Genomic DNA, 24,389 nt, shown 5'->3' with positions numbered 1-24,389 from the left:
AGTCAGCACTGAGTTACCCCCAAATGGCGCTTGGCGTCAATCGCCTCAATTGCTAAGCCAGTGCAAAGGGTTTGCATGAGGCGCACGGGGATATGAGCAACATTTGGCCCACCGGAGTATTTTCCGCCCGGCTGATCCAGAACTTGTCCGATGAAGGTGCCATCAGCGCCGGCCGGCCTTACGAACACGATCAGATCCAGCCCGCGAGCCTTGATCTGAGGCTCGGCGAAACCGCCTTCCGCGTGCGCTCGAGTTTTCTGCCCGGACCGGGCAAGACGGTGACCGAGCGCATCGAGACGCTAAAACTCCACGAGATTGACCTGACAAAAGGCGCGGTACTCGAACGCGGCTGCGTCTATATCGTGCCGCTCCTGGAAAGCCTCGATCTGCCCGAAACGGTCAGCGCCTCTGCCAATCCCAAATCGTCTACCGGACGACTCGATATCTTTACCCGCGTCATTTCCGATGCCGCGCGCAGCTTCGATATTGTGCCTGCCGGATATAAGGGTGCGCTCTATCTCGAAATCTCGCCCCGCACGTTTCCGGTTCTGGTGCGCACCGGCTCACGCCTGTCCCAGATGCGGTTCCGGGTCGGCGACGCGCGTCTCGATGCCGTCGGGCACAAGGCGCTGCACACCGAACAGACCTTGGTCTTCGATCCCAATATGGATGTGGGCGAGGGGGTGTCGCTTTCGATCGATCTGGTTGGCGAGGGGCGCGACGGCCTGGTCGGCTTTCGCTCCAAGCGTCACACGGCGGTAGTCGATGTCGACAGGAAGAACGCGCTCGACGTCCTCGACTACTGGGATCCCCTGGTCAATCGCGGCTCGGGCGAGCTGATCCTCGATCCCGACGAGTTCTATATTCTGGTTTCGCGCGAGAGCGTGCACGTCCCCCCCGACTACGCAGCCGAAATGGTGCCATTCGATCCATTGGTCGGTGAATTTCGCGTCCATTATGCCGGCTTTTTCGATCCCGGCTTCGGACACTCGGCCGCCGGCGGCACCGGGTCGCGTGCCGTCCTCGAGGTGCGGAGCCGCGAAGTGCCGTTCCTTCTTGGCCACGGCCAGACCATCGGGCGCCTGATCTATGAGAAGATGGCCGAGCGGCCGAACATGCTCTACGGCTCCGCGCTGGGGTCCAACTATCAGGCCCAGAGCCTCAAACTCTCCAAGCACTTCAAGCCCTATCCCTGAACAAAAAAGGCCGGGGCGAACCCCGGCCTTTCATGAACCTGGCAGCGATGCTTACGAAGCAGCGCGGGCCGCGTCGAGCCAGCCGTCGACGGCGTCGCGGTTGTCTTCGATCCACTGAGCGGCCTGGGCCTCGATATCGTCGTCGCCTTCATTCATCGCCGCGTTCTGGGCGAAGATATCACCGAGCGGAATTTCCACGGCTTCGAGCAACGCTCCGACCGCAGGATTTTCACCCAGGAATGCCGAGTTGACGACGGGATTGATGTCGTTGGCCGGAAAGCCCAGCATGCACGGGTCGTTGACACACCCTTCAACGCCATCGAGCACGGCGGCGTCGGCAAGGCTCATGTCGGGCAGGTCGACTTCGGGCACCTCAATCCACATCACGTCTTCGCCCGGGACCAGTTCATTGACCGTCCAGTTCGGAGTCCATGTGTAGAAAAGGATATTTTCGCCCGACTCATAGGCTGCAACCGCGTCGGCCATCGAAGCAGCATAGCCGGCCTTGATAGGGTTGATGTGATCGCGCAGATCATAGGCATCGAGATGGTGTTCGATGTTGATCTCGCAGCCCCAGCCCGGAGGGCAGGCAACCAGGTCGGCCATGCCATCGCCATTGCGATCGAAGGCTTCTTTCACCTCATCGCGCTTGAAATCTTCAAGCGAGGTGATGCCGAACTCTTCGATGGCCGATGAGTTGACCAGATAGCCTTCCAGTGCGCCGCCTTCGGCTACGGCACCGACCAGTTCGGCGCCCTGGCTGAAGGTGTCTTCATAGGTGTTGTGCAGCGGGAACCAGCCATTGACCCAGAGGTCCATGTCGCCCTGCGCGACCGACTGATAGAAGGGCGGGTTGTCCAGCGTTGTGATCTGGGGAACCTCATAGCCGAGTTCTTCAAGCAGCTGGCGGTAGATTTCGGCGTGGAACCAGCCGGTATCCCATGTGGCCTGGGCCATGTTGACGGTAACGCCTTCGCCCGGATTGTCCTGGGCGATCGCAGCGACCGGCGCGGTGCCCAGAAGGGCGACAGCGGACAGCGATACGAGGGTATTTTTGAGACTGAACATGATGTTTGTCTCCTCTTTGTTTTGGTCTTCAGATGGACGGGCAGGGCCCGTGCGGAAAGCCTGCGCATAGTGAGCGCGGGCGATAGAAGCGGCGACACGCCGTGCCGCCGCATCATGGAATGGGCGGATCAGGCCGCCTTCTTGGGTTCGCCCAGGGGCTGAGTGCCCTTGAAGCGAATGAGGTTGAACAGCACCTGGCGCAGCGACACCGTGTTGCCGGCGTTCTTTTCGCCCAGCCCCTGTGTGATGCGGTCGAGAACGATGGCGAGGATCACGATCCCCACTCCCCCTGCCGTCGCGCCACCCACGTCAAGACGTCCAAGGCCGGTGTTGACCACAAGACCAAGCCCGCCCGCGCCAATCAGCGCGGCGATGACAACCATCGACAGCGCCAGCATCAGTGTCTGGTTGAGACCGGCCATGATGGTGCGCAGGGCCAGCGGGATCTGCAAATCGATCAACATCTGCCACCCGGTCGAACCGAAGGCTTGAGCCGCCTCGATCAGATCGCCACGCACGTTGCGGATACCCAGATTGGTGAGGCGAATGATCGGTGGCAGCGCGAAGATGATGGTGGCGATGATGCCCGGCGCCATGCCCACGCCGAACAGCATCACGATCGGCACCAGATAAACGAAGGACGGGATTGTCTGCATGATGTCGAGGATCGGGCGCACGATCTTCCAGGTCATGTTGCTGCGCGCCGCCAGAATTCCCACCGGAATGCCGATCACGGCGCAGAACAGCACCGAGGTGATGATCATGGCCAGCGTCGTCATAGTCTCCGGCCACAGCCCGATCATGTCGATGAAAGCAAATCCGATCAGCGTGAAGATCGCCATGCCGCGTCCGGCCCATTTCCATGCGGCCAACGCAAACACACCAGTGGTCAGCAGCATCGGCACGAAGTTGAAAAAATCATCGAGTGCATTGAGCACCATGGTGATGGGCACTTGCGCGGCGCGGAAAGCGGGCCGGAAATTGGGCACCAGCCACCCCCGCACGAAATCGTTGATCCAGTCGTCGAACGGGATGATGAGGAGATCGCCGGGACTAAACATTCGTGCGCTCCTTTTCTGAAGAGGTTTCGGACGCTGGAACGGGCGCATCGGGCGCTGCCTCTTCGGGATCCCCCGAAAGTTGGGCGAACACGTCCTGGGGTTCGACGACGCCGACCAACCGGTCTCGGTCGTCGGTAACGGCAATAGGCAGGCCGGCGCTGGCCGAGCCATAGAGTTCATTGAGCTGCTGGTCGGCGTCGGCTGTGGGATACTCGGTGAGCATCACATCCTCGAGCACCGGGTCGGGCATGCCGTTGTCCAGCGTGGCTGCGGCAAGGTCCTGATAGGTGACGATGCCCGCCACCTTGTCCTTGTCATCGACCACATAGAGAGCGTTCCGGTTGAGGTCCTCCATGGTCCGCATGGCGTCCTCGGCATTGTCGGTGCCCAGCCGGACCGATGCGGGGTCGTTGGAAACATCCTCGGCGGTAAACACGCGCCCGCGGTCGATATCGGCCACAAAGGCTGCGACGTAGTCGTCTGCGGGATTGGAAACGATCTCCTGGGCCGTGCCCACCTGCACAAACATACCATCCTTCATGATGGCGATCTTGTCGCCCAACAGCAGCGCCTCGTTGAGATCGTGGGTGATGAAAACGATGGTTTTTTTGAGCGTCTTCTGCAGCACCAGCAATTCGTCCTGCATCTCGCGCCGGATCAATGGGTCGAGTGCGCCGAACGGCTCGTCCATCAACAGCACTTCGGGGCCCGTCGCCAGTCCACGCGCCAACCCCACACGTTGCTGCATGCCGCCTGAAAGCTCAGAAGGCAGGCTGTCGGCCCAGGCCGCGAGGCCGACCTGTTCGAGGGATTTAAGTGCCCTTTCGCGACGCTCGGCCGGTTTGATGCCCTTGACCTTCAGGCCATAGGCGGCGTTGTCGACCACCGACCAATGGGGAAACAGCGCAAAGTGCTGGAACACCATGGTGATCTTTTCGCGCCTAATGCGGCGAAGCTGGTCTTTCGAACAGCTGGCCACGTCCTCGCCATCAATCATGATCGAGCCCGAAGTGGGCGGGATCAAACCGTTGAGCATGCGCACCAGGGTCGACTTGCCGGAGCCCGAGAGTCCCATGACGACGAAGATTTCGCCTTCGTCCACATCGAAGCTCGCATCCTGCACACCCACCGTGGCGCCTGTCTGCTCGAGGATGTCTTCCTTGGACTTGCCCCCTTCGAGCAGTTCAAGAGCGGCACCGGTTTTTTCCCCGAAGACCTTGAAGACGTTTCGTACTGATAACTTGACTGCCATGTGTCTCCTTGTTGAAACGTTGCACGCGAAGACTGTAAATATCCAGATGTATTCGCTTTATAGTTGTTGAGCACAAAAAGACACCGTGCCAGAATCGACGTCGAAGCTGGCCGGTCAATCGTGCAGATATAGAATGTTGATTTAAGATAATAGACCTGTGATGGCGCGATATCAACCGCGCATCGTCGATTTTTTGCCGCAATCTCCATATCGACAACATGCGACCGCACGCGAAAGTGTGGCGGAGATCCGGAAAACAACTCAAATTTCGTTCGGATAAACTTTTTGGGAGTCGGTTGTCGGGCATCCAGAGTGCGCCCCATACCCGACTTGACGATCGCCCCGATTTGCAGCACACAGGCACTCGTCCAGCGCATGGGCCATGCGGGTGTAGCTCAATGGTAGAGCAGAAGCTTCCCAGGCTTACGACGAGGGTTCGATTCCCTTCACCCGCTCCATTTTCCCAGCTTTGCAAAATTGCTATGTCGCTGTAACGGCCAAGGAATTCGGTGTACACAGCCAACTTTGGGTTGTCTTGCCCGGAAATTCGTGACACATTTTGATCCTATAACGTGATACATTGGAGAGGAATGGCGTGCCCAGGGGTTCTCAACTCGACCGTTTTTTGCAGCGCCGCGGGGACCGCTGGCAGTATGTTCGGCGCGTTCCCGCCATGGTGGCTGAGCAGGATGAGCGGGCTCCAGTTATCCGTAGTTCGCTCAAGACCCACGACTTGGCGGTCGCCCGCGTCATGCGCGATGCCTTGGAAAAGGCGGACAACGACCTGTGGGCATCGTTTCTGTGCGATGAGGAAGAGTCAGCGGCTCTGAAGCGCCACAAGGCCGCCGTGCGTCGGGCAGCGGCGCTCGGCTTTGCTTATCGTCCTGCAGGCGAGCTCGAAGCCAAGGCAAGCTGGCAGGAGTTGGCCGAGCGGATGGAGGCAATTCTTGATACGCGGACATCCCATGCAGTCGAAACGGCGGTGCTGGGTGGAGAGCCAACGCCCAGCGTGACGCTGACCCAAGCGCTTAAAGTCTATATCAACGATATTGCTGCATCTCAGCTGGTGACGAAGTCGCCGCAGCAAAGGCGGAAATGGCGGGTCATTCCCGAGCGGGCTGTGCGCAACTTTGTCGAGATCGTCGGGGACAAGCCGATTTCGCACATCACCCGCGACGACGCGCACAAATTCTATCGCTATTGGCTGGCGCGCATCGCTCCAGCCGACAAAGGCAAGAAGCCAACCCATACTGCATCATCGGGCAACCGGCAGATTGGTGAGCTGCGAAAGATCTATCGCGAGTATCATGCCTTCATGGGCGCGGAGAACAAGCTCAACCCATTCGCAGGACTAAGTTTTGAGGAGCGCAAGAAAGCCAAGCGGCCTCCTTTCCCGACCGCCTGGATCCGGGACAAGATTCTGAAAGCCGACGCTCTCAAAGGCTTGAACGAGGAGGCGCGGGCCATCCTTTTGGTCACCATCGAAACGGGGGCGCGGCCGAGCGAGACCTGTAATCTCGATGCCAGCAACATCCACCTTGATGGCCCAGTGCCCTACATTAGCTTTGTGGAGCGCGATGATCCGGAGGCGCCACGTGAATTGAAGACCGCAGCCTCCATTCGCGAGATTCCGCTGGTCGGCGCTGCTTTGTTGGCATTTCAAATGTATCCAAGCGGTTTTCCCCGCTATCGGGAGAAGGAAGAAGCTGCCTGCGCTGCAATCAATAAGTATCTGCGCGAGAACGGCCTCGTCCCAACGTCAAAACACACCCTCTACAGCATCCGTCACTCGTTTGAAGACCGGATGAAAGAAGCCGGTATTGACGGGGAAATGCGCGAAATCTTTTTTGGCCATCGTCGTTCACGCCAGGAATATGGGTCAGGGGGCGCTCTGGAGTGGCGTCGGTCACTTCTCGAGCGGATGGTTTTACCGTTCGAACCCTCGATTTTGTCGCGCTCGATCTAGGCGCCGACTCCCTGGAACACGCCGTTGCTGACATGGGCTATGTTGTCAGCTTCCCCAAAGCTATGCTTTCAAGAGGTGATTCACCCATCAGGAGGGACATAGTGGCAATTCGTGCTGAAACCGCGCTGGCGCGGCCGGGCTGCCTGGGGCACTACATCCGGGCGCTGGCGCTCGATCGACTAGATCTGTCCGTGACCCTGGCGGCCGAGGCGATTGGGTTCATCCGCGCCGCATTTTCGGCTTTTCTGAATGGCCGCGCGTCGCCCAGCTCATGTACATACAGTGCGATTGTGATATTGCCCAAGCTCGCGCGCGCGAAGGCGAGATCTTGGTGCCTCGCTATCAGCCCGGGCCGCAACAAACCACAGCCAAGGCTGTTGTGATCGGAAGCGCATGCATCTCTTCAATCCCAAAACGCTCGATCGCCATATTGCTTACCCGGACAGTCTTCCTGCCAGTCACGAGGCCCTGCTGAAAGAGTGGAGTGAGCTCATCCGCTCGGGCCGTATCACCGGATTGAAGGAGACGGCCCTTCACGGCGACTTCAAGGCCAAGATTGTGGAGGGTGTGCTTGGCTATGTCAGCGCCGTCGTGTCCCCTGACCACACGGTGACTTCAGAACAGTCGATCCTGAGCGGTTCTGTCGATCTGGCCCTTGGTCATTTTGGGCCGCAGCGTTCCCAGATCCTTGCACCTTTCGAGCTCAAGGGAGCGCGTACCAAGGATCTCGATGCCATTATGCCTGGCCGGGCAAAGAGTCCGGTGCAGCAGGCGTGGGAGTACGCCACAAACGCGCCCGGTGTGAAATGGGTCGTCGTGTCGAACTATGTTGAGCTCAGGCTCTACGGCTTCGGCGAAGGCACGCAAGCCTATGAGCACTTCGAGCTCGCCAAGCTGACTGAGCCGGCTCAATATGCTCGATTTATGCTTCTGCTCGGGGCGGAGAACCTGCTGAGCGGCCAAACGGCCGCGCTGCTCAAGGAGAGCCGCCGCGAAGACCAGGACATTACCGACGCGCTTTATTCGGACTACAAATCCTTGCGCGGCGACCTCATCGCGGCAGTGCGCCAGGAACTACCATCTCTCGACGGTCTGAGCGCGATCGCAGCGGCGCAGACCATCCTAGACCGCATCCTCTTTACGGCCTTTGCCGAGGACACAGGGCTCCTGCCACGCCACATTCTCGAAAAGGCATTCGAGCATTCCGATCCTTTCAATCCTCGCCCAATCTGGGATAATTTCAAAGGGCTCTTCACCTCAATCGACAAGGGCAATCATCAGCTGAATGTCCCGCCGTACAATGGGGGACTGTTTGCCCCTGATCCCATCGTCGATCAGCTCAACATCCCCGACGCGGTTTGCGAGAAATTCAAAGATATCGGCGGCTACGACTTCAGCTCGGAAGTCTCGGTCACCGTTCTGGGGCACATCTTTGAGCAATCGATCGCCGATGTGGAACGTCTCCAAGCCGAAGCACGCGGTGATGAGGTCGAAGCTGAAAAGAAAACAGGAACGAGTGGTCGCCGCAAGCGCGACGGTGTCGTCTACACTCCAGACTACATTGCTCGCTTCATCGTCGAGCAAACGCTCGGCACGCACCTGGAAGAGATCTTTGCCTGCATCGTCAGGCAATTTGCGCAGAAGGGATCGAGCCTTGCTGATTACGAGGCGATCAAGTGGAAGCGTAAGAGCGCGCAACTGGAAGCATGGCAGGCCTATCGGGACCGGCTGAAGTCGCTGCGCATCGTCGATCCAGCCTGCGGGTCGGGCGTTTTTCTGGTGATGGCCTTCGACTACATGAAGGCCGAGCTCTTGCGCGTGAATGAGAAGATCAAGGAGCTGGCGCCCAGGGCTGAGCATATGGGCGATCTTCTCAATTACGTCCCCGACAGTGAGATCCTCACCAGCAATTTGTTCGGCGTCGATGTGAACGCCGAAAGCATCGAGATCGCGAAGCTTTCGCTTTGGGTGAAAACGGCTCGTCGCGGCAAGCCGCTTGACAGTCTTGGTGGCAATCTGAAGGTGGGCGACAGCCTGATCGAAGATTCCAATTTCGCCTATCTCTCGCACGGGTTTACCTGGGCGAGCGCCTTTCCCCAAATCATGGCCGAAGGTGGCTTCGATATCGTGCTCGGCAATCCGCCCTATGTGCGGATGGAGCACCTTAAGCTGATGAAGCCTTACCTAGAAAAACGGTTCGAGGTGGTGTCGGATCGGGCGGATCTCTACTGCTACTTTTTCGAGCGCGGGCTCAACCTGCTGAAGCCTGGAGGTCGGCTTGGATACATCTCGTCATCGTCTTTCTTCAAAACGGGCTCTGGTAGGCCGCTACGCGATTTTCTGCGCCAGAAGGCAACGATTGAAACCGTAGTTTATTTTGGCGATCTGCAAGTTTTTGAGGGGGTGACCACCTATCCCGCCATCCTCACCATGCGGCGCGAGGCCCCTTTAAAAGATCACACGCTTCGTTTTTGGACGGTCGACACGCTACCAGAATCTAACTTTCGTGCGAATTTTGAGAAAGGGGCGGCCACTTATCCGCAGTCTTCACTTTCCTCTGGGTCGTGGTCTCTGGAAGAGGCTGGGCTGCAGTCGCTGCGGCGCAAGATCCGGACAGGGCGGGAGCGATTGGGTGATGTTTACGGTGATCCGTATGCTGGCATAAAAACTGGGCGTAACGAGGCGTTTGTCATCGACCGCACAGAAAGAAACCGGCTTGTCGCCGCCGATCCGAACTCTGCGGACCTCATTAAGCCCATTATTTTTGGCAATGAGTTGGAGCAGTGGCACGTAGCGTCGGCTGAACGCTTCATTATATACATCCCGAAGTCAACCATCGATGTCCTAAAATACCCCGCAATCCTAGAGCGACTCTCCCAATTCAAGTCTAGACTGGAACAGCGGGCTGCTAAGCAGGAATGGTTTGAGCTGCAGCAGGCGCAAGCAGCGTTTGAATCTACTTATGCAGGCACGAAAGTTGTGTACCGGGACATCGCCAACCGTCCTAGCTTTTCCGTTGATAGCGGAAGCTACATCGACATGACGTGTTTTTGCTTGAAAGGCGCCTCCCACTATGAGGCCGCTTTACTCGGCTCCAACGTACTTTGGTTTGCACTCACGAGCGAAACAACAATAGCTAGGGGCGGATACTTCCGGATGAAGAGCCAATATCTGAGGTCGCTTCCTATTCCACTTGCTTCTGAATCTCAGAAAAACGAAATCGCCGCGATCGCTGAGTCCTGTCAAGCGGCAGCGGAAAGACGCCACGTCCTGCAGCGTGCCCCAACACGACGTATACCGGATATCGCTCCTATTGGAGCGTTCACGAATCTTTCAAACAAGCTCAAGAAGTGGTGGCTTTTGCCGGATTTCGCTGCATTCCGGTCTGAGGTCAAGAGGTGTCTGAAGGCAGATATCCCCCTGTCCGAGCGTAGCGACTGGGAAGACTGGATCGCCCGAGACAAGGCAGAAATTGCGCGCCTTTCGTCCGAGATCCAGGCCAATGAGCGCCGTATCAACGAGCTGGTGTATGGACTTTTCGATTTGACTGGTGAGGAGATCGAGCTGTTGGAGTCTAGCATCTGATGAGCACCCTTGCATTATTACGTCAGATTTGATATATTGATTTCATGGAAGATTGAAATCCTGAGTGACACGGTGCGGGCGGAGCTTGAAGCTTTGCCGGCTGACCAGATTGCCCGCTTCCTGCGGATCGGTGAGCTGATCCAGTCTTTGGGGCTGGAGCGCGTTCGCGAGCCCCACGTGAAGCACCTGGAAGGGCCGCTTTGGGAAATCAGGATGAAGGGCAGGGACGGCATATCCCGCGCTCTGTATGTCGTTGCCAGACCAAAGCGCGTAGTGGTGGTCAGGATCTTCGTGAAGAAATCCCAAAAGACCCCACGCCGCGAAATCGAGCTCGCCCTGAAGCGAGCGAAGGATGTGAGATGACAAGCTTGAACGAGCTGAAAAAGGATCTGCTGAAGCGTGCCGATGTGCGCGCTGAATATGAATCTCTCGCCGAGGAGTTCTCGATCGCGGAGGCGCTGATCCGTGCGCGGAGCGAGGCAGACTTGACGCAGACGGAACTGGCCGAGCGGATGCATACCTCGCAGTCCTATATCGCCAAGCTCGAAAGTGGACGGGTCAGTCCCTCGATGAAGGCGCTACAACGCTATGCTGCTGCGACGGGTTCGCGGCTGAAGATTAGCCTGGAGCGAGCGGTGAGCCCATGAAGGCGGACGAAAAAACACTCACGCTCTACATCAAAGCTTATTCGCCAAAAACCATTCCCATGGGGCGTCTGGCGAAGTACATGCAGGCATTTGCTGCCATGCTGGGCAACGAACATGGGGTTCATTTTGACCAGCTCAAGCCGGGCAGCACGCAGCTTGTCAGTCGCATTGATCGCGAAGAAATCCCTAAAGTGGATGAGCAGCTTGAGCGTGTCCGTCGTAGGGAAGCTGGCCAAGACGCTCTGAAGGCGTGGAACGAAATCGACCGGCTTCTCGCCGATGACAATGCCACCGGCTATGTCTACGAGGGTGAAAGTCCCACGGCCCAGATCATTGAGTTTCCGGGTGTCAAACGGCCAAAGCCGGTCAAATACGGGCCTTTCACGCAGGAGGGGTCGATTGATGGTATTCTGATCAGCGTGACGGGTGCTGACCAGACAATCCACCTTCAGCTACAGAATGGCGAGTTGAAGTATACCGGCATTGAAACAGACCGAGAAACAGCGCGCCGACTCGGGCATCACCTGTTCGAGCCAATCCGACTCCATGGAAGCGGGAGATGGATGCGAGAAGAAGACGGCATCTGGACGCTGAAGCGTTTCCGAGTTGCCACCTTTGCTATCCTCAAGAATCACGACCTTGCGGAGGCTGTTGAAGATCTGCGGGCCGCGCAGGGCAGCCATTGGGCCGAAATGGACGATCCGATCGCGGCGCTTGATGAGTTGCGGGACGGCAAGGATGGCCTTCACTGATGGTGGTTTTCGATACCTCCGTTCTGTTGCTGCTCATCGAGCCAAAGGCAAAGCCCCCGATTGATCCAGCGACCGGTTTGCCGGTCGAAAACGCTGCTGCCCGCATAGAGCATCTTGTTTCTGTACTGTCCGACGCCAGTGAAAAGATCATCGTGCCAACGCCGGTGCTGAGTGAAATCCTGGTCCATTCGGGTGAGGCAACCAATCACTATCTTGATGCCCTGAATGGGCAGGCCGTCTTCCGCATTGCAAACTTTGATCAAAAGGCCGCCATCGAGGCAGCGTTAGCGATCGGCGACGCGCTTAGACGCGGAGGAATTCGTATCGATTCTGCTGATCCTGAGGTCACGCGCGGTAAGGTCAAATTCGACCGCCAGATCGTGGCCATCGCGAAAGCCGAAGGGGCGACAACCGTCTATTCTGACGACACCGATGTTGTGAGATATGCGGAGCAGGCTGGGTTGAGAGCCTACCGAACAGCCGACCTTGATCTGCCCCCCGAAGACCCGCAGACTGCCATGGACTTCGATAGCTAGGCTTCCTTGAAAGGCTCAGCTCTACTCTGATAGCCGTCTCGCCTCCCGCAAGCCGTCCTCGCTCAGCTCCCAGATTCCACGATCGGAATCGCTGCGCATCAGCCCTTCTTTCTTTAGGTCATTTCTTTCCCAGCACACAGCGTTCCACCACCGTGGATCGCCTGATGAGACTGGTGCGAGATCGGCCGCTCCAAGCATAGAGCGCACCTCCGGTTCCATCCGATCGCGGATATCCTTGCTGAATGCGGCCCCTCCTAAATCAAGAAGAACGCGCATCAGAGGATTGCGGAATTCGCGTTGCGGCGTCTTCTTGCCCCTGGGCTTGGGCGCTGCCCGGATTGGCTTAGGCGGCGTTTTGCCCAGCGTTTTGTCCAATGCATCCAAGGCGGTCCGGATCACATCATCGGGCGTATCTTCTAAGGGACGCGCATACCTCTTCAACCGGTCCCAGGTGGCGTCGGAAATTCGAACAACGGGCATCACAGTAGCACACCATCCTCTTTGCACTGATGCGATTAGTAGTACCTTGTAACTAGGTTCTAGTCAATAGTTTGGGAGGGGGCGCCGTCCTCGCGCTGAATCCGGACGCTTCAACATTTGCCGGATCATGCTGGGTGTGCTCGATTGCGCTGCATTCATCTTCATGGGCGTCGCTTTCTCTCTCCAGCTTTCCGTCTGACCGCCGCGTGTGTCGCGGCCTTCCTTCGTGGCTTTCCTGGCCGAACCCTCCGCCCTCGCAACGGCATGCGCCGTCTTTTCGCTTCGCCCGCCCCTTTCGGGGTGCAAGGGCCGTCTGGCTCAGCCTCTTCGGTCGCCATCAGGCCGCGCCGATCGCGGCTCCAGGCAACGAAAGGAGAGACCCATGCCACGCACCCAAAAATTCGATGTCCATCAGGAGATCACCAACCGCATCGTCGATGCGATCGAGACCGCCGAAGACTTCCGGCTCCCATGGATCAAAAGCACGGCCGGCAGCTTTGCCCGCCCCGTCAACATCGCTTCGAAGAACCCCTACAATGGCGTCAACATCGTCAGCCTCTGGGTCGCAGCGTTTGTTGCTGAATACCCGTCCAACATCTGGGGCACGTATCGGCAATGGCAGGACAAGGGCTGCCAGGTCCGCCGCGGCGAGAAATCCGCGCTCGTGGTCTTTCATAAGACTCTGTCGGTTGAAGAGACCAACCAGGAGACCGGCGAAACCCAAGTCGGTGAGCGGTTCATTGCCCGGGCCAGCTCCGTGTTCAACGCAGCACAGGTTGAGGGCTTTGAATGTGCGCCAGAGACACTTCCAGACGGACCGCTATTCGATCCGATCGAGAAGGCAGAGCAGTTCGTTGCCGCCACCGGTGCAGTCATCGACGAGGGTGGCGAACATGCATGCTACATTCCCGGCTATGACCTGATCCGAATGCCGGATCGCAAGCGCTTTGTGGGCACAAATACAAGTGGGGCACGCGAGGCCTTTTACGCGACGCTTTGCCATGAGCTTGTACATTATGCCGGAAGTGGGATTATGCCGACTTCGCAAGCGCTCTGCTGTAATTGCAGGCCATAGTCCTCTTTGCGCTCGGCATAAACCGACGCCCAAACGAAACTCAAGGGAGCTGAGGAATTCGGTTAGGGGTTAGCGTGCCCACGATCCGATTGTCCGGGTGGGGCTTTGACGAAATGCGGCGTTGTCCCCTTATCAATCTCGTCATGGGCCCTTTGGCTCTCACTTGGATCGCGAGAGCGGATCACCGTTATGCAATGTTGGCCACCCCAAGAACCAGACCAGCCGCTGCGCACCCGGCGAGAACCGTCACTGGGCCGAGCTTGAAGCGGAAAACCGCGACAAGCGCGGCAAGGACCAACGCCGCAGCAGACAGGTTCATTGTGGACCAGACGGGCACATCGAGATCGAGGCCGAAAGACGTGATCGTCTGCACCTCATCGAAAACAACATGCAGACCGAACCAGACCGCAAGATTCATGATCACCCCCACGACGGCGGCCGTGATCGCCGTCAGGGCTGCTGTCAGCACTTTGTTGTCGCGCAAGCGCTCGATGAACGGGGCACCTAGGAATATCCAGAGGAAGCAGGGTGTGAACGTAACCCATGTCGTCAGCAGCCCGCCCAGCGTTCCCGCCATCAACGGCGACAGTCCGCCCGCATCGCGGAAGGCTCCCATGAAGCCCACGAACTGCGTCACCATGATTAGGGGCCCGGGCGTAGTCTCGGCCATGCCGAGCCCGTCCAGCATCTCGCCGGGGGCGAGCCAGCCGTAGTTCTGAACTGCCTCCTGCGCGACATAGGCAAGGACCGCATAAGCGCCACCGAAGGTCACCACGGCCATGACGCTGAAAAAGCCTGCGATCTGGGCAAAAACGTTGGCCGGACCGAAGACGGCGAACAGCAGGGCGACCGGGACCAACCAGAGCACGAGGAACGCTGCCGAGACGCGAAACGCCCACCCTCGGTTGACCTGCGTGTGAGCCGGCGATTCTTCGCCGAGGAGGGTGTCGGCGTCATCGACCTGGACCTTGCCCACCTTGCCGTGTCCGCCGCCACCATGAAATGCAGGCAGACCCGCACGGGCGCCGAAGAACCCGATCAAGCCAGCAATCAGGATGATGAGCGGGAAAGGGATGGCGAAGCCAAAGATCGCTACGAAGGCGGCGGCGGCGATGGTGACCATCGCCCCGTTCTTCAGTGCACGCGAGCCGATCCGGATGACCGCCTGCACCACGATGGCCAGCACCGCGGCCTTGAGCCCGAAGAACAAAGCTTCGACTGGCCCGACATTGCCGTAAAGCGCATAGACCCAGCTGAGTGCCATGATCGCCACGACGCCCGGCAGCACGAAGAGGACGCCCGCGATGATGCCGCCGAGGGTGCGATGCATCAGCCAGCCGATATAGACGGCGAGTTGCATGGCTTCCGGCCCCGGCAGCAGCATGCAGTAGTTGAGCGCATGAAGGAACCGCTTCTCACCCAGCCAGCGCTGTTCTTCGACGAGGATGCGATGCATGAGCGCGATCTGTCCTGCGGGGCCGCCAAAGCTCAGCAGGCCAATGCGGGCCCAGATGCGGGTGGCCGCACCAAGGGTTGGATATGCGCGGTCCTGCATCATTCTGCCTTCGGCTTGTTAGTGGGCCAGTTATGGGTCTCGTCGGTCGCGTCCCGTGCCCATCGATAAAAGGCGTCATAGAGGAGCATCCCGGCCTCTAGTTGTTCCAGATCGTCGGAATACATCCGCGACAGGCCGAGCGAAGCGGCAAGCAGACCGGCGGCTTCGGGTGCGAGGTCCATCCGAGCGGTATCGGCTCCGCGAACGATGGCGGCCAGGCGGTCGAGGGCGGGAATGCCTAGGCCGAACTCGGCCAGCATCACATCGAAGGTGCAGAGCTCGCCCCGATGGCTCCAGAACACGCCCTCGATGTCGAAGGGCGCGGCATTGTAGCGCTCGGCGACGCCCACCACTTCGGCGGGGGCAACGAACAGGATGATCGCACGGGGATCGAGAAAGCGCCGGATCAACCAAGGACAGGCGATGCGGTCGATTTTGGGGCGGGAGCGGGTGACCCAAATGGTACGGCCCTGCGCATCGCGCGCCGGCAACTTGCCTGGATCGATCAACGGGAGTCCGGCCGCTCGCCAAGCATCGAACCCGCCCTCGAGATATTCCGAGGAGCAGCCTTCGGCGCGAAGCCAGGCAGCCGTGCCCTGGCTGCGCCGGTGGCCGGCCTGACAGACGGCAATGGACGGCTGCCCACCGAGTTGTGACGCGAGCGCGGCGAGCGCCTGGTCATCGATCCGGGCGGCGCCAGGGAGCAACCGTGGATCGGTCGCGAAATCCTCCTCGGACCGCACGTCGAGCAAGAGCGGCGCTCGAGGGGTTCCGATGATGCGGGTGAGTTTATCGAACGAAATGGCATTGGGCGCAGGCATGTGCGTTCCTCCGTGGCCGGGGTTGAACAGGAACGCGATCTTCGGCTGGCGCCTCGTGGGGAGCTCGCAATCCCCATAATTTTAGATACGAAAGTCCGGGCAGCCACGTCAAGAACTCTATATGCGGGTCAGCGTTGAAGAGGTGACGTCGAAATATTGTCTTGGCCGCACGTGCCCTCAGATGAAGATCGACTGGTCACAAAGCGGGGATTTGGCGCGAAGTTCATTGCTCCACCAACATGGAGCACAGAAATGGAAAAATCCGATCATACATGCCTTGATCAGTATCTCGCATCATTCGAAGAAAGCCTTGCGTCCAGAAACTACAAACCGGATACGCTGAAAAATTATCGTTATTTGCTTCGACGCTTCGGTCGCTTGCTCGATGACGAGGCCATTGCACCGTCGGCGTTGACGCCAGATCTTGCTGTTGAATTGGGATGTCGATTGCCAGCGACACCGCAGAGCCAGATCAAGGTTCCCAATCTTGCCAGGCTGTTCGTCGCGCATCTGATTGAAATCGGCGTGGCGACACGACCGCCGCTGACACCTGCGCAGGCCGAGCGCGCAGAGCTGCTGAGCAACTTCGAAACCTATCTTCTGCGGCAACGCGGTCTCAGCCCGCGTACGATCTATCACGTGCTCCGGTTCGCGGATCGCTTTCTCGACCATCGCTTCGGCGACAATGTGCTCGACCTGCCGGCGCTGAACGTGCGGGATGTCGTGGCGTTCATGGAGCACCTTCTCTCACGCAAGCGCCCGTTCCGCGACAAGACGCCGGCCACGCATCTGCGCAGCTTCTTCCAGTATCTGTTCGCCCAGGGCCTCACGACGACCAACCTCTCGCTCTGCGTCCCCAGAGTCCACAAACCTTGGGGCGCGAGGCTCCCTCGTTATCTGTCGCCTGATGAGGTGGAGGCCGTCGTCGCGTCGGTGCGCACCAATCCGCGGCGTGGTGCCCGCGACTACGCCATGCTGTTGCTGATGGCTCGTCTCGGCCTGCGTGCGCCGGAGATTATCGCGATCCAGTTGGATGACATCGACTGGCGCGCCGGCGAACTGATGGTTCGTGGAAAAGGGCAGCAACATGACCGGTTGCCAATCCCGCCGGACGTCGGCGAAGCCATCATTCGGTATTTACAGGAGGAGCGAACTTCAGCGACCACGCGCATGTTGTTCGTGACGCATCGAGCGCCCAACCGTCCGTTCAAGGACAGCCAGGTCATCAACACGATATTGAAGGAGGCGTTCGCGGCGACGGGCGTGAAGCCCCCGACACCCTATGTGGGATCGCATGTTCTGCGCCACAGCCTGGCGACGAACATGGTTCGCGCCGGTGCGTCATTGGAAGAGATCGGCGATCTGCTGCGGCATCGATCGCGGGCGACGACGATGATCTACGCCAAGCTCGATACGGACGGGCTGCGCTCCATTGCCCAGCCTTGGCCTGTTGCGGAGGTGGCACGATGAGCTTCCTTGCCGAAATGGACTGCTATCTGACCGTCAGACGACAGCTCGGCACTGCAATGACCACGGATGGACGGATATTACGCCGCTTCGTCACCTTCGCCGACAGCGACGGCGCGCTGCACGTCAGCGCCAACCTGATCATGCGCTGGCTCGAAAGCCTTCCCTCTGCAAGTCCCGGAACACGGGCAACACGCTTCAGGGTGGCCCGCCAGTTCGCCGAGTGGCTGCATGGACAGGATCCCAGGCACGAGGCCCCGCCCCGGGGATTGGTGCCCGGTCGCGTTCAACGTGTGCATCCATATATTTATAGTGACGCCGAAATCGTTGCGATCATCGAGCATGCGCGATCGCTGCCATCGACCTACGGGATGCGCGGCCTGACGTGCTCGACGCTGTTCGGTCTGATCGCCGTGACGGGGCTCCGCATCAGCGAAGCTCTCGGTCTCGATCCTGCCGATCTCGATGTCGAATCCGGTGTGCTTCATGTCCGGCAGGGCAAGCTCGGCAAGGAGCGGTTGCTGCCGCTGGACCCGAGCGTCGTGGAACGGCTGGAAAGCTATAGTCGCGAGCGGGACCGGCTGCTCGGGCGCAGGCCGGAAGCGTTCTTCGTGACCTGTGAGGGGCGTCGTCTTGGCGACTGCGGTGCGCGCTACAACTTCGCACATGTATGCCAGAAGATCGGGCTGCGAGAGCGGCAGCTTTATCTTCGGCACGGCCGTGGCCCGCGCATCCATGATCTTCGTCACACCTTCGCGGTGCAGACCATGCTGAGTTGGTATCGGTCGGGCAAAGACGTCGGTCGCGAGATGATCAAGCTTACGACATGGCTCGGTCATGCAAACACCGCCCACACATACTGGTATCTGGAAGCGGTCCCGGAACTGCTGGAACTGGCCTCCGCTCGAATAACAGGCGCGGCGGCGGAGGAAGGTCGATGAAGGCGACCAACTTCCCCACGCTGATCCAGCGCTTCTTCACTGACCGGCTCTGCACGCAAATGGAAGCGAGCCGCCACACCGTCGCTGGCTACCGGGACACATTCCGGCTGCTGGTCCGATATGCAAGTTCACGATGTGGAAAGCCGCCCACAAAGCTCACGATCGAAGATCTCGATGCCGATCTCGTCGCCGACTTCCTGACCCATATGGAAACGGCGCGCGGCAACACGGCCCGCACCCGCAATACGCGTCTTGCAGCCATCCGGTCATTCTTCCGATACGTCGCATTGACCGACCCGGGTTGGTTGCTTCATTGCCAGCGCATTCTCTCCATGCCGAACAAGCGATATGTGAAGCGCAGCGTCACATTCCTCGACGCTGATGAGATAGCGGCGCTGCTGGCCGCGCCGGATCGAACGACCTGGGTCGGGCGGCGAGATCACGTCCTGCTGGTGCTTGCACTCCAGACCGGGCTAAGGGCGTCCGAACTGGTCAACCTGCGCTGCAAAGACGTGGTTCTCGGCACCGGCGCTCACATCCGCTGCATCGGCAAGGGGCGAAAAGAACGAAGCACACCCCTTCGTCGCGATACGGCGAAACTGATCCAGGTCTGGGTAGGCGAACGCCGCGACAGCGACGGGCCATTGTTCCCGTCAATCCGAGGCGAGCAACTCAGCCGGGATGCTTTGGAGCATCTGGTGCGGAAGCATTGCCTGACGGCATCACGAGCTTGCCCGAGCCTCGCCGGCAAGCGAGTCACGCCACACACGCTGCGCCACAGCACTGCGATGGAACTGCTGCACCATGGCGTCGACCAGTCTGTAATCGCCCTCTGGCTCGGGCATGAATCCGTGGAGACCACTCAAATCTATATCCACGCCGACATGCGGCTGAAGGAAAAAGCGCTCGCTCAGGTCGCCAACCCGGAAACGCATCCGGGGCGGTATCGTCCTAACGACGAGTTGCTCGCCTTCCTGGAATCGCTCTGAATATGCCGAACCGCTGCATGGCCGAACCTCGGCAAACCAGCCACCGCACTCGGCCATGCGGCATAATCCCACTTCCGGCATAATGCCCCTTATGCCGATATCGGCATAAGACCCACTGGTCAGGCGCAAAATCCAGACTCGATCGGGATCTTTCAGGTCGCTTTGGCAAGGAAGCCTATGCTGCCGAAGAGCTGATTGCCGAACTTGGTGCAGCATTTCTGTGTGCCGATCTGGGACTGACGCCCACGCCCCGCGCCGATCATGCCAGTTATATCAAATGCTGGCTGGCCATTCTCAAAAACGACAAGAAGGCGATCTTTTCGGCTGCCGCCAAGGCATCCCAGGCTGCAAACTGGCTCTTGGTGCATGGCCAGGCGGGATAACCCCTTGCATCACAGTCGGGCACCCTGCGCCATTCCATTCCCGGGCTCTTGCCTCTGGAATGGTTAGGCTGCAGGACAGTCAACAACATTGCCAAGGTCATTGCATATGCAATCTTGCACCGTATTCCATTTTGCCCTCATCGGTCGACACGAGAACGACCCCGGTCGCCGCCAAGGAGATACTGCGGAATCGCTGGAACGACGGATCGCAGCGATCCCTGGGCGCATTGGGCTTGCAGCATGTCGGGGTCAATATTGGCAATATCGGTCCATTGGTTGCGATACCAGAACTCTATGTGCTGTGAAGGGATGCTGACGTGCTCTCCCGAGGCAAGCGCGACAACGTGGGCCAGTCCGAAAGGGGTAAGCTGGGGATTGAGATCGGGAATTATAGTGCCTAAGGGCAAGTGCGAGCGGTGTACGCGTGAGATCACCGGGATATGTTTCAGTTCGTACGACTTTAGCTCACCGGTAACATTTCGGGCATGATCCATTTCCATGTAGGAAAAGTCCCGGATATGGGTGAGCTGGAATTCACGCACCAGATTGTGATTGTCCCAGAAATAGATGGCGCGAAGGCTCGACCCGGTGCGCGTCATGCGATCGAGCTTTTCCATGATCGCATCGATATACGCTTTGTTGGCGTCACGGTGACGCAAAATATTGTCCAGCGGGATTCTGTATCCATGACCGTCAGCCTTAATGCGGTCCGGAAGCCAGTCTCCAAAGCTATGAAGGTAGTCGACTCGATAAACATAGCGCTCATCGGCACAGTACCTTCTCGGGCGAAACCGTTCGTAATCGAGGGGCGAAACTTTCGGCGGCATGTCTACAAGCGGAAATGGACATCTTGGCAGGGCAAAGGTGAGGGTCATTCGCTGTCTCCGGTTATGTCTTGTGGGTTGGTTTGTCGTGTGTTTGCTGATCCGGCCCGCAACCTTGCCCTAAGTTTGGCGAGCACTTCCTCATCCGCCTTGGCCTCGGCGAGCTCCCTTTCGAGCCGGCGCACGATGGGGACAAAGGCTGCGGCATTTCTGCCGGCCCGTTCCACGACCAGTGCAAGGCGGTCAAGATATCGTTCGCAATGGTCAACATCACGGGGGATGGTTTTGGTCGGCGGATTGTTGGGCCTAAGCTTTGCGTCATCAGCGCTCATGGCTGAGACCTAGCGCGGCTCGCGCTGCAGATATCTGGCAGGCTTTGTGGGCACCCTGATCTGGCACCTGAACATGCTCGAGAGCACACGGGCGGAGATAGTCGGGGGTGGAAGCCCGCGTCCCTGAGCGGCTCAGGATCTGGGCGAGTAGGACGTGGCGCTCTCCGTCCTGGACCGGCCGCTCCCGATCGGTGAGCAAACGGGCCGCTTTTGCGCCGGTATCGGGCTCTGTGGCATCAAAAAAGACCTCGAGCCCATGCCTGTGACGGCAGGCCACGACAAGGATGTCGTGGCGGTCCATGGATGTATCAGAGATCAGAAAAGACTGGTCGGTCGTAAGGCCCTGAGACCCGCAACTGGTGGTCGCGCATGCGTGGGCAAGCTGGGCGCGACCCTCCACTTTGGCACGCACAATCAGCGTTCCGGTCAGATCGGTCGTGACATCGAGCACGCGCCCGGCCGTGCCATGGATGACCCCGAGTTCATCCTTGCGCGCGAGATATCGGATGTGATCACCCGCCGCGAGAGCGAGCTGATGGGTTTGACCCGAGGGGGATACGGCATCTGACCGGCACAGGTCAGACTGGCCAAGCTCGTTTTTGGCGCACAGTGATTCGCGGGCGCAGGCACTGATCGCTTGGACTTTGGCGTTGGTCTTGGCCATCATCAGGGTTGAGCGGTCCGCGTGGGCGGACCGTTCGACCATAGGCGATACTGACTTGCGGCGCTTCACGTTTGCCTCAGTCAAGGCTGATCTCCCTGACCTGCACGCGCTTTCTGGCGTCATCCTGTTGCGCTTGCTCCCGCGACGCTGACAGGAGGGGAAGCGGAACCTGCGGCTCCATCTGCGGCGCGAAATCCTGGGTGGTGCGCTTGAGTCGTGCCCGCGCCAGTTGCGTCGCCAGAAAGTCCAGACGCTCATCGAACTCTTTCGCCTCACCTCGTCTGCGCTCGCTGAGTGGCAGGCTGGCCTTCAGACTGGTTTCGACCGCCCTACGATCGATGACGAGCTGGGTCTGGGCACGGGCCCGGCTGGCGGACACATAGATGTCGTGGCGATCCATGCCTGGCGTCACCCAGACGACAGCCTGGTCGACGGTGGTTCCCTGGGCGAGATGGATGGTGCTGGCATAGGCGTGGGCAAGCTTTGCGCGTCCCTGTTCGTCGGCGATTTCGTCAGGCGAGAATCGGACGCGGCCATTCTGGGTCGCAACGGTCAATTCGACGCGCGTTCCGCTACGAATAGATTCGATCCGGCCTTCCGTACCGTTGACGATCTCACCGCCGTCCAGCGTTGCGCGCGTGAGGAAGCGCACACGATCCCCCTGGGCCAGCGGCAGGGTTACTTCCTGATGCGATGCGCTCACAGCTGGCAGGAGCAACTCGGCTCCGACGATCTGGCCCCGGTCGCGTAGACGCCTGCGCACTTCAGTCGATATCGCTCGGACCTGCGCGTTGCTCTTGGCAATGATCAGTGCAGAACCGTTTCCCGCGCCGACCCTGGTCTGCTCCCAGGCATCGACGAGGGCTTTGACGGTGGCGGCAGCACCATCGGCTTCGAGGACTAGTCCTCGTTCGCGATATGCCGCAAGCGCCTCGCGCGCGCGGCCCTTGCCAAAATGAGTGATGGCATCGCGAGCCCATTGCTCGTGTTGGCGAACGATCTCATCGACTTTCGAACCCGACATTGCGTTGGCGACGAGCCGCAAGCCAGAACCGGCGCCCACGCTCTGCAACTGGTCGCGATCCCCCACCAGGATCAGACGGCTGCTGCTATCGCCGTTTGCCTGCGCCTCGCTAAAGGCTCTGAGCAGGGCGTGCATCTGACGGCTCGAGAGCAGACCGGCCTCGTCAACGATGAGGACCGTACCGGCGGTGATGAAGTCGCCACCGGTCCGGGCGACGGCGAGCCAGGAGTCGATGGCACGGGCTTTGATCGCAAGATCATTGCGTAGGGCATTGGCGACTCGCCAGGCCGTGGCGCCGGCGATGACGCGATGGCCTGTTTCCTGAAGAGCCTCGGTCACTGCCTCGAGCAATTTGGTCTTGCCAGACCCCGGTGCCCCCTCGATGATATGGATGACCTGCGCGGTAAGGGTTGCCCGTGCGGCCGCTGCCTGTTCGTCATTGAGTCCATGCTCGGTCACCAGCTCGTCGACGCGTCCGGCATCAAGCGCTGCGCCTGGTATGGCAGTCAGCTCGCGCACCATCTGGCCGATCTCGCGTTCGATCCGGAGCATTTCGGGGGTGGTCAGGATTTCCTGGCCGAACCGGTCACGGTCAAGCACGACATATTCCCCCTCAGCGATCATTCGATCGACTTCGGCAGCCACATGACGTGGGTCCTCACCAGTGCCAACGTAAGCCGACGCTACTGCGGCATGCAGATTCCGCCGTTCGAACGTTGACTCGTGCTCCGTCAATGCTCCGGCAATCTGAGCAAGGCGGTCCGCAAGGCTTTCCTTGTGTTCCGGCTGAGCGAGGCTCGTCGCGATCAAAGTAGTTGCGTCATATCCCTGTTCGGTAACGCGGTCGCGCCAGCCAACATGCCGATCCTCGGCCTGATGCTGCTGCTTGATCTTGCGCGATTTGCGTGCGACTGAGGCCGCGACCGAGGGCGCATCCATGCTCTGCATGCCGATGGCAGCAAGTTCGTCCGCAATCTCATTCCGGCGCGCCGAGAAATATTTAATGAGATCGGCGGGAACGCCGCGGATTTCGAAAAGGCCGTTCTTGCCTGTTAGCTCGATCTTGAAACCAAGTCGCATGAGCTCGAACGCCAACACGGCATGATACTGAGCACCCATGGCCATTTTCCAGGCAAACAGCGCCGTTCCGTCGAGGGCTCCAAAGCCCCCATTCTGACGCGGGCCGGCGTTAATGATCACGGTATGCGTATGAAGGTTTGGGTCCTCAAAAACCCGTCCGTCCGTGTGTTCGGCTGGACGTGATTCGCCATGCTGGAAGCTGGCGACCGTTAAGCGGGTTTTTTCCCGGTGGACACCGTTGCGTCCGAACCGGCAAAAGGCAGCGTATTTTTCGGCGATTTCGATCGCTTGAGCGACTGCCTTGGCCTGGGCGTCTTCCAGCCTGGCGCGAAAGTCATCATCGGCCATCGCCCACAAGAGGGCGAAACTCTTGGGCGCCGAGAACGTCGCATCGTATCCGCCGATGCGGCGACGGGGGCCGCCGACGCCGACGGTGGACAGGAGGGCTGAACCGTCCGGACGCAAGCCGGCATGCAAGAGCTCAAAAGGCTTGGACTCAACAATGCTGCCGACCGAAAGCAAAAGTCCCCCGGCGGTGAGAATCCACCGGCCTGCCGGTTCCCGCCCACCGACGTAGTATTCAGTTGTCTCGGTGTAATATTGGGCGGAGGTGCCCGCCGCGATTGTTGCAACCATTTCGCCTGCTCCCTTTCACAGGCGAAACTAGAGGGACTGAAATCCTGGCTTCCGG

The 24,389-nt window shown here is 59.4% G+C and carries 21 protein-coding genes, 1 tRNA gene and 1 pseudogene; 14 read left to right on the top strand and 9 right to left on the bottom strand.

The genetic code is table 11. The features are described 5' to 3' along the window. Window positions 1-92: 92 nt before the first annotated feature. Entirely contained in the window at window positions 93-1,196 is a 1,104-nt protein-coding gene (locus ACP148_RS12985) for a 2'-deoxycytidine 5'-triphosphate deaminase (protein ID WP_421952630.1), read from the top strand. Between the two features lie 51 nt (window positions 1,197-1,247). On the opposite strand, the gene proX is transcribed toward ACP148_RS12985, so the two are convergent. The 3 genes from proX to ACP148_RS12970 all read right to left on the bottom strand — a co-directional run bounded on the left by proX (window position 1,248) and on the right by ACP148_RS12970 (window position 4,577). After that, a complete protein-coding gene (proX, locus tag ACP148_RS12980; protein ID WP_421952631.1) occupies window positions 1,248-2,264 on the bottom strand; it encodes a glycine betaine/L-proline ABC transporter substrate-binding protein ProX in 1,017 nt (338 codons plus the stop codon). A 128-nt stretch (window positions 2,265-2,392) separates the two neighbouring features. Further along, on the bottom strand, window positions 2,393-3,325 hold the full coding sequence (locus ACP148_RS12975; RefSeq protein WP_421952632.1) for an ABC transporter permease: 933 nt from the start codon (window positions 3,323-3,325) through the stop codon (window positions 2,393-2,395). Then, the gene (locus tag ACP148_RS12970; RefSeq protein ID WP_425033523.1) at window positions 3,318-4,577 is read right to left on the bottom strand and encodes a quaternary amine ABC transporter ATP-binding protein; all 1,260 of its coding nucleotides are present in this window, start codon (window positions 4,575-4,577) and stop codon (window positions 3,318-3,320) included. The genes ACP148_RS12975 and ACP148_RS12970 overlap by 8 nt, the downstream gene beginning before the upstream one ends. 384 nt (window positions 4,578-4,961) lie before the next feature. Here ACP148_RS12970 and ACP148_RS12965 point away from each other — a divergent pair. The 8 genes from ACP148_RS12965 to ACP148_RS12930 all read left to right on the top strand — a co-directional run bounded on the left by ACP148_RS12965 (window position 4,962) and on the right by ACP148_RS12930 (window position 12,063). Then, window positions 4,962-5,035 (top strand) — tRNA-Gly (locus ACP148_RS12965). 137 nt (window positions 5,036-5,172) lie between these two features. Further along, complete coding sequence (locus tag ACP148_RS12960) at window positions 5,173-6,543, top strand: tyrosine-type recombinase/integrase (protein ID WP_240549624.1); 1,371 nt, start codon at window positions 5,173-5,175, stop codon at window positions 6,541-6,543. A gap of 101 nt (window positions 6,544-6,644) precedes the next feature. After that, window positions 6,645-6,926 carry a hypothetical protein gene (locus ACP148_RS12955; protein ID WP_220305772.1) on the top strand — a complete coding sequence of 94 codons (282 nt, stop codon included), beginning with the start codon at window positions 6,645-6,647 and terminating at the stop codon, window positions 6,924-6,926. 10 nt (window positions 6,927-6,936) lie between these two features. Then, window positions 6,937-10,128, top strand: coding sequence for an Eco57I restriction-modification methylase domain-containing protein (locus ACP148_RS12950; protein ID WP_332715757.1), 3,192 nt, complete (start codon window positions 6,937-6,939; stop codon window positions 10,126-10,128). A 9-nt stretch (window positions 10,129-10,137) separates the two neighbouring features. After that, entirely contained in the window at window positions 10,138-10,491 is a 354-nt protein-coding gene (locus ACP148_RS12945; protein ID WP_309207458.1) for a type II toxin-antitoxin system RelE/ParE family toxin, read from the top strand. Next, window positions 10,488-10,775 carry a helix-turn-helix domain-containing protein gene (locus ACP148_RS12940; RefSeq protein ID WP_220305770.1) on the top strand — a complete coding sequence of 96 codons (288 nt, stop codon included), beginning with the start codon at window positions 10,488-10,490 and terminating at the stop codon, window positions 10,773-10,775. Before ACP148_RS12945 ends, ACP148_RS12940 begins: the two co-directional genes overlap by 4 nt. After that, complete coding sequence (locus tag ACP148_RS12935) at window positions 10,772-11,527, top strand: hypothetical protein (protein ID WP_220305769.1); 756 nt, start codon at window positions 10,772-10,774, stop codon at window positions 11,525-11,527. The genes ACP148_RS12940 and ACP148_RS12935 overlap by 4 nt, the downstream gene beginning before the upstream one ends. Then, window positions 11,527-12,063, top strand: coding sequence for a type II toxin-antitoxin system VapC family toxin (locus tag ACP148_RS12930; protein ID WP_220305768.1), 537 nt, complete (start codon window positions 11,527-11,529; stop codon window positions 12,061-12,063). The genes ACP148_RS12935 and ACP148_RS12930 overlap by 1 nt, the downstream gene beginning before the upstream one ends. A 21-nt stretch (window positions 12,064-12,084) precedes the next feature. Here the strand turns inward: ACP148_RS12930 and ACP148_RS12925 are convergent, their stop codons facing one another. After that, complete coding sequence (locus ACP148_RS12925) at window positions 12,085-12,543, bottom strand: winged helix-turn-helix domain-containing protein (RefSeq protein ID WP_240549718.1); 459 nt, start codon at window positions 12,541-12,543, stop codon at window positions 12,085-12,087. Window positions 12,544-12,925: 382 nt separating this feature from the next. Here ACP148_RS12925 and ACP148_RS12920 point away from each other — a divergent pair, with 382 nt between their 5' ends. Continuing rightward, window positions 12,926-13,618: an ArdC family protein gene (locus ACP148_RS12920; RefSeq protein ID WP_220305766.1), complete on the top strand. Its 693-nt coding sequence runs from the start codon at window positions 12,926-12,928 to the stop codon at window positions 13,616-13,618. Between the two features lie 187 nt (window positions 13,619-13,805). Here ACP148_RS12920 and chrA read toward each other — a convergent pair whose 3' ends face one another. Further along, the gene (chrA, locus tag ACP148_RS12915; RefSeq protein ID WP_036744230.1) at window positions 13,806-15,173 is read right to left on the bottom strand and encodes a chromate efflux transporter; all 1,368 of its coding nucleotides are present in this window, start codon (window positions 15,171-15,173) and stop codon (window positions 13,806-13,808) included. Continuing rightward, the gene (locus tag ACP148_RS12910) at window positions 15,173-15,994 is read right to left on the bottom strand and encodes a chromate resistance protein ChrB domain-containing protein (RefSeq protein ID WP_036744223.1); all 822 of its coding nucleotides are present in this window, start codon (window positions 15,992-15,994) and stop codon (window positions 15,173-15,175) included. The genes chrA and ACP148_RS12910 overlap by 1 nt, the downstream gene beginning before the upstream one ends. Before the next feature lie 252 nt (window positions 15,995-16,246). Here ACP148_RS12910 and ACP148_RS12905 point away from each other — a divergent pair, with 252 nt between their 5' ends. The 4 genes and pseudogenes from ACP148_RS12905 to ACP148_RS12890 form a co-directional block, all read left to right on the top strand. Next, the gene (locus tag ACP148_RS12905) at window positions 16,247-17,464 is read left to right on the top strand and encodes a tyrosine-type recombinase/integrase (RefSeq protein WP_036744225.1); all 1,218 of its coding nucleotides are present in this window, start codon (window positions 16,247-16,249) and stop codon (window positions 17,462-17,464) included. Further along, complete coding sequence (locus ACP148_RS12900; protein ID WP_036744226.1) at window positions 17,461-18,402, top strand: tyrosine-type recombinase/integrase; 942 nt, start codon at window positions 17,461-17,463, stop codon at window positions 18,400-18,402. Before ACP148_RS12905 ends, ACP148_RS12900 begins: the two co-directional genes overlap by 4 nt. Further along, complete coding sequence (locus ACP148_RS12895) at window positions 18,399-19,391, top strand: tyrosine-type recombinase/integrase (protein WP_036744228.1); 993 nt, start codon at window positions 18,399-18,401, stop codon at window positions 19,389-19,391. The genes ACP148_RS12900 and ACP148_RS12895 overlap by 4 nt, the downstream gene beginning before the upstream one ends. Window positions 19,392-19,501: 110 nt before the next feature. Beyond that, window positions 19,502-19,774 (top strand): annotated as a pseudogene (locus ACP148_RS12890) (zincin-like metallopeptidase domain-containing protein); the annotation flags it as partial. Window positions 19,775-19,911: 137 nt separating this feature from the next. On the opposite strand, the gene ACP148_RS12885 reads toward ACP148_RS12890, so the two are convergent. The 3 genes from ACP148_RS12885 to mobF all read right to left on the bottom strand — a co-directional run bounded on the left by ACP148_RS12885 (window position 19,912) and on the right by mobF (window position 24,334). After that, a complete protein-coding gene (locus tag ACP148_RS12885; protein WP_220305765.1) occupies window positions 19,912-20,649 on the bottom strand; it encodes a hypothetical protein in 738 nt (245 codons plus the stop codon). A 270-nt stretch (window positions 20,650-20,919) separates the two neighbouring features. Then, window positions 20,920-21,678: a hypothetical protein gene (locus ACP148_RS12880; protein WP_332715750.1), complete on the bottom strand. Its 759-nt coding sequence runs from the start codon at window positions 21,676-21,678 to the stop codon at window positions 20,920-20,922. Continuing rightward, entirely contained in the window at window positions 21,671-24,334 is a 2,664-nt protein-coding gene (gene mobF / locus ACP148_RS12875) for a MobF family relaxase (RefSeq protein WP_220305762.1), read from the bottom strand. The genes ACP148_RS12880 and mobF overlap by 8 nt, the downstream gene beginning before the upstream one ends. Window positions 24,335-24,389 lie beyond the last annotated feature (55 nt).

This window comes from Pelagibacterium sp., assembly GCF_965249125.1.
Lineage (GTDB): Bacteria > Pseudomonadota > Alphaproteobacteria > Rhizobiales > Devosiaceae > Pelagibacterium.
This window is presented reverse-complemented; position numbering and strand designations above follow the sequence as displayed.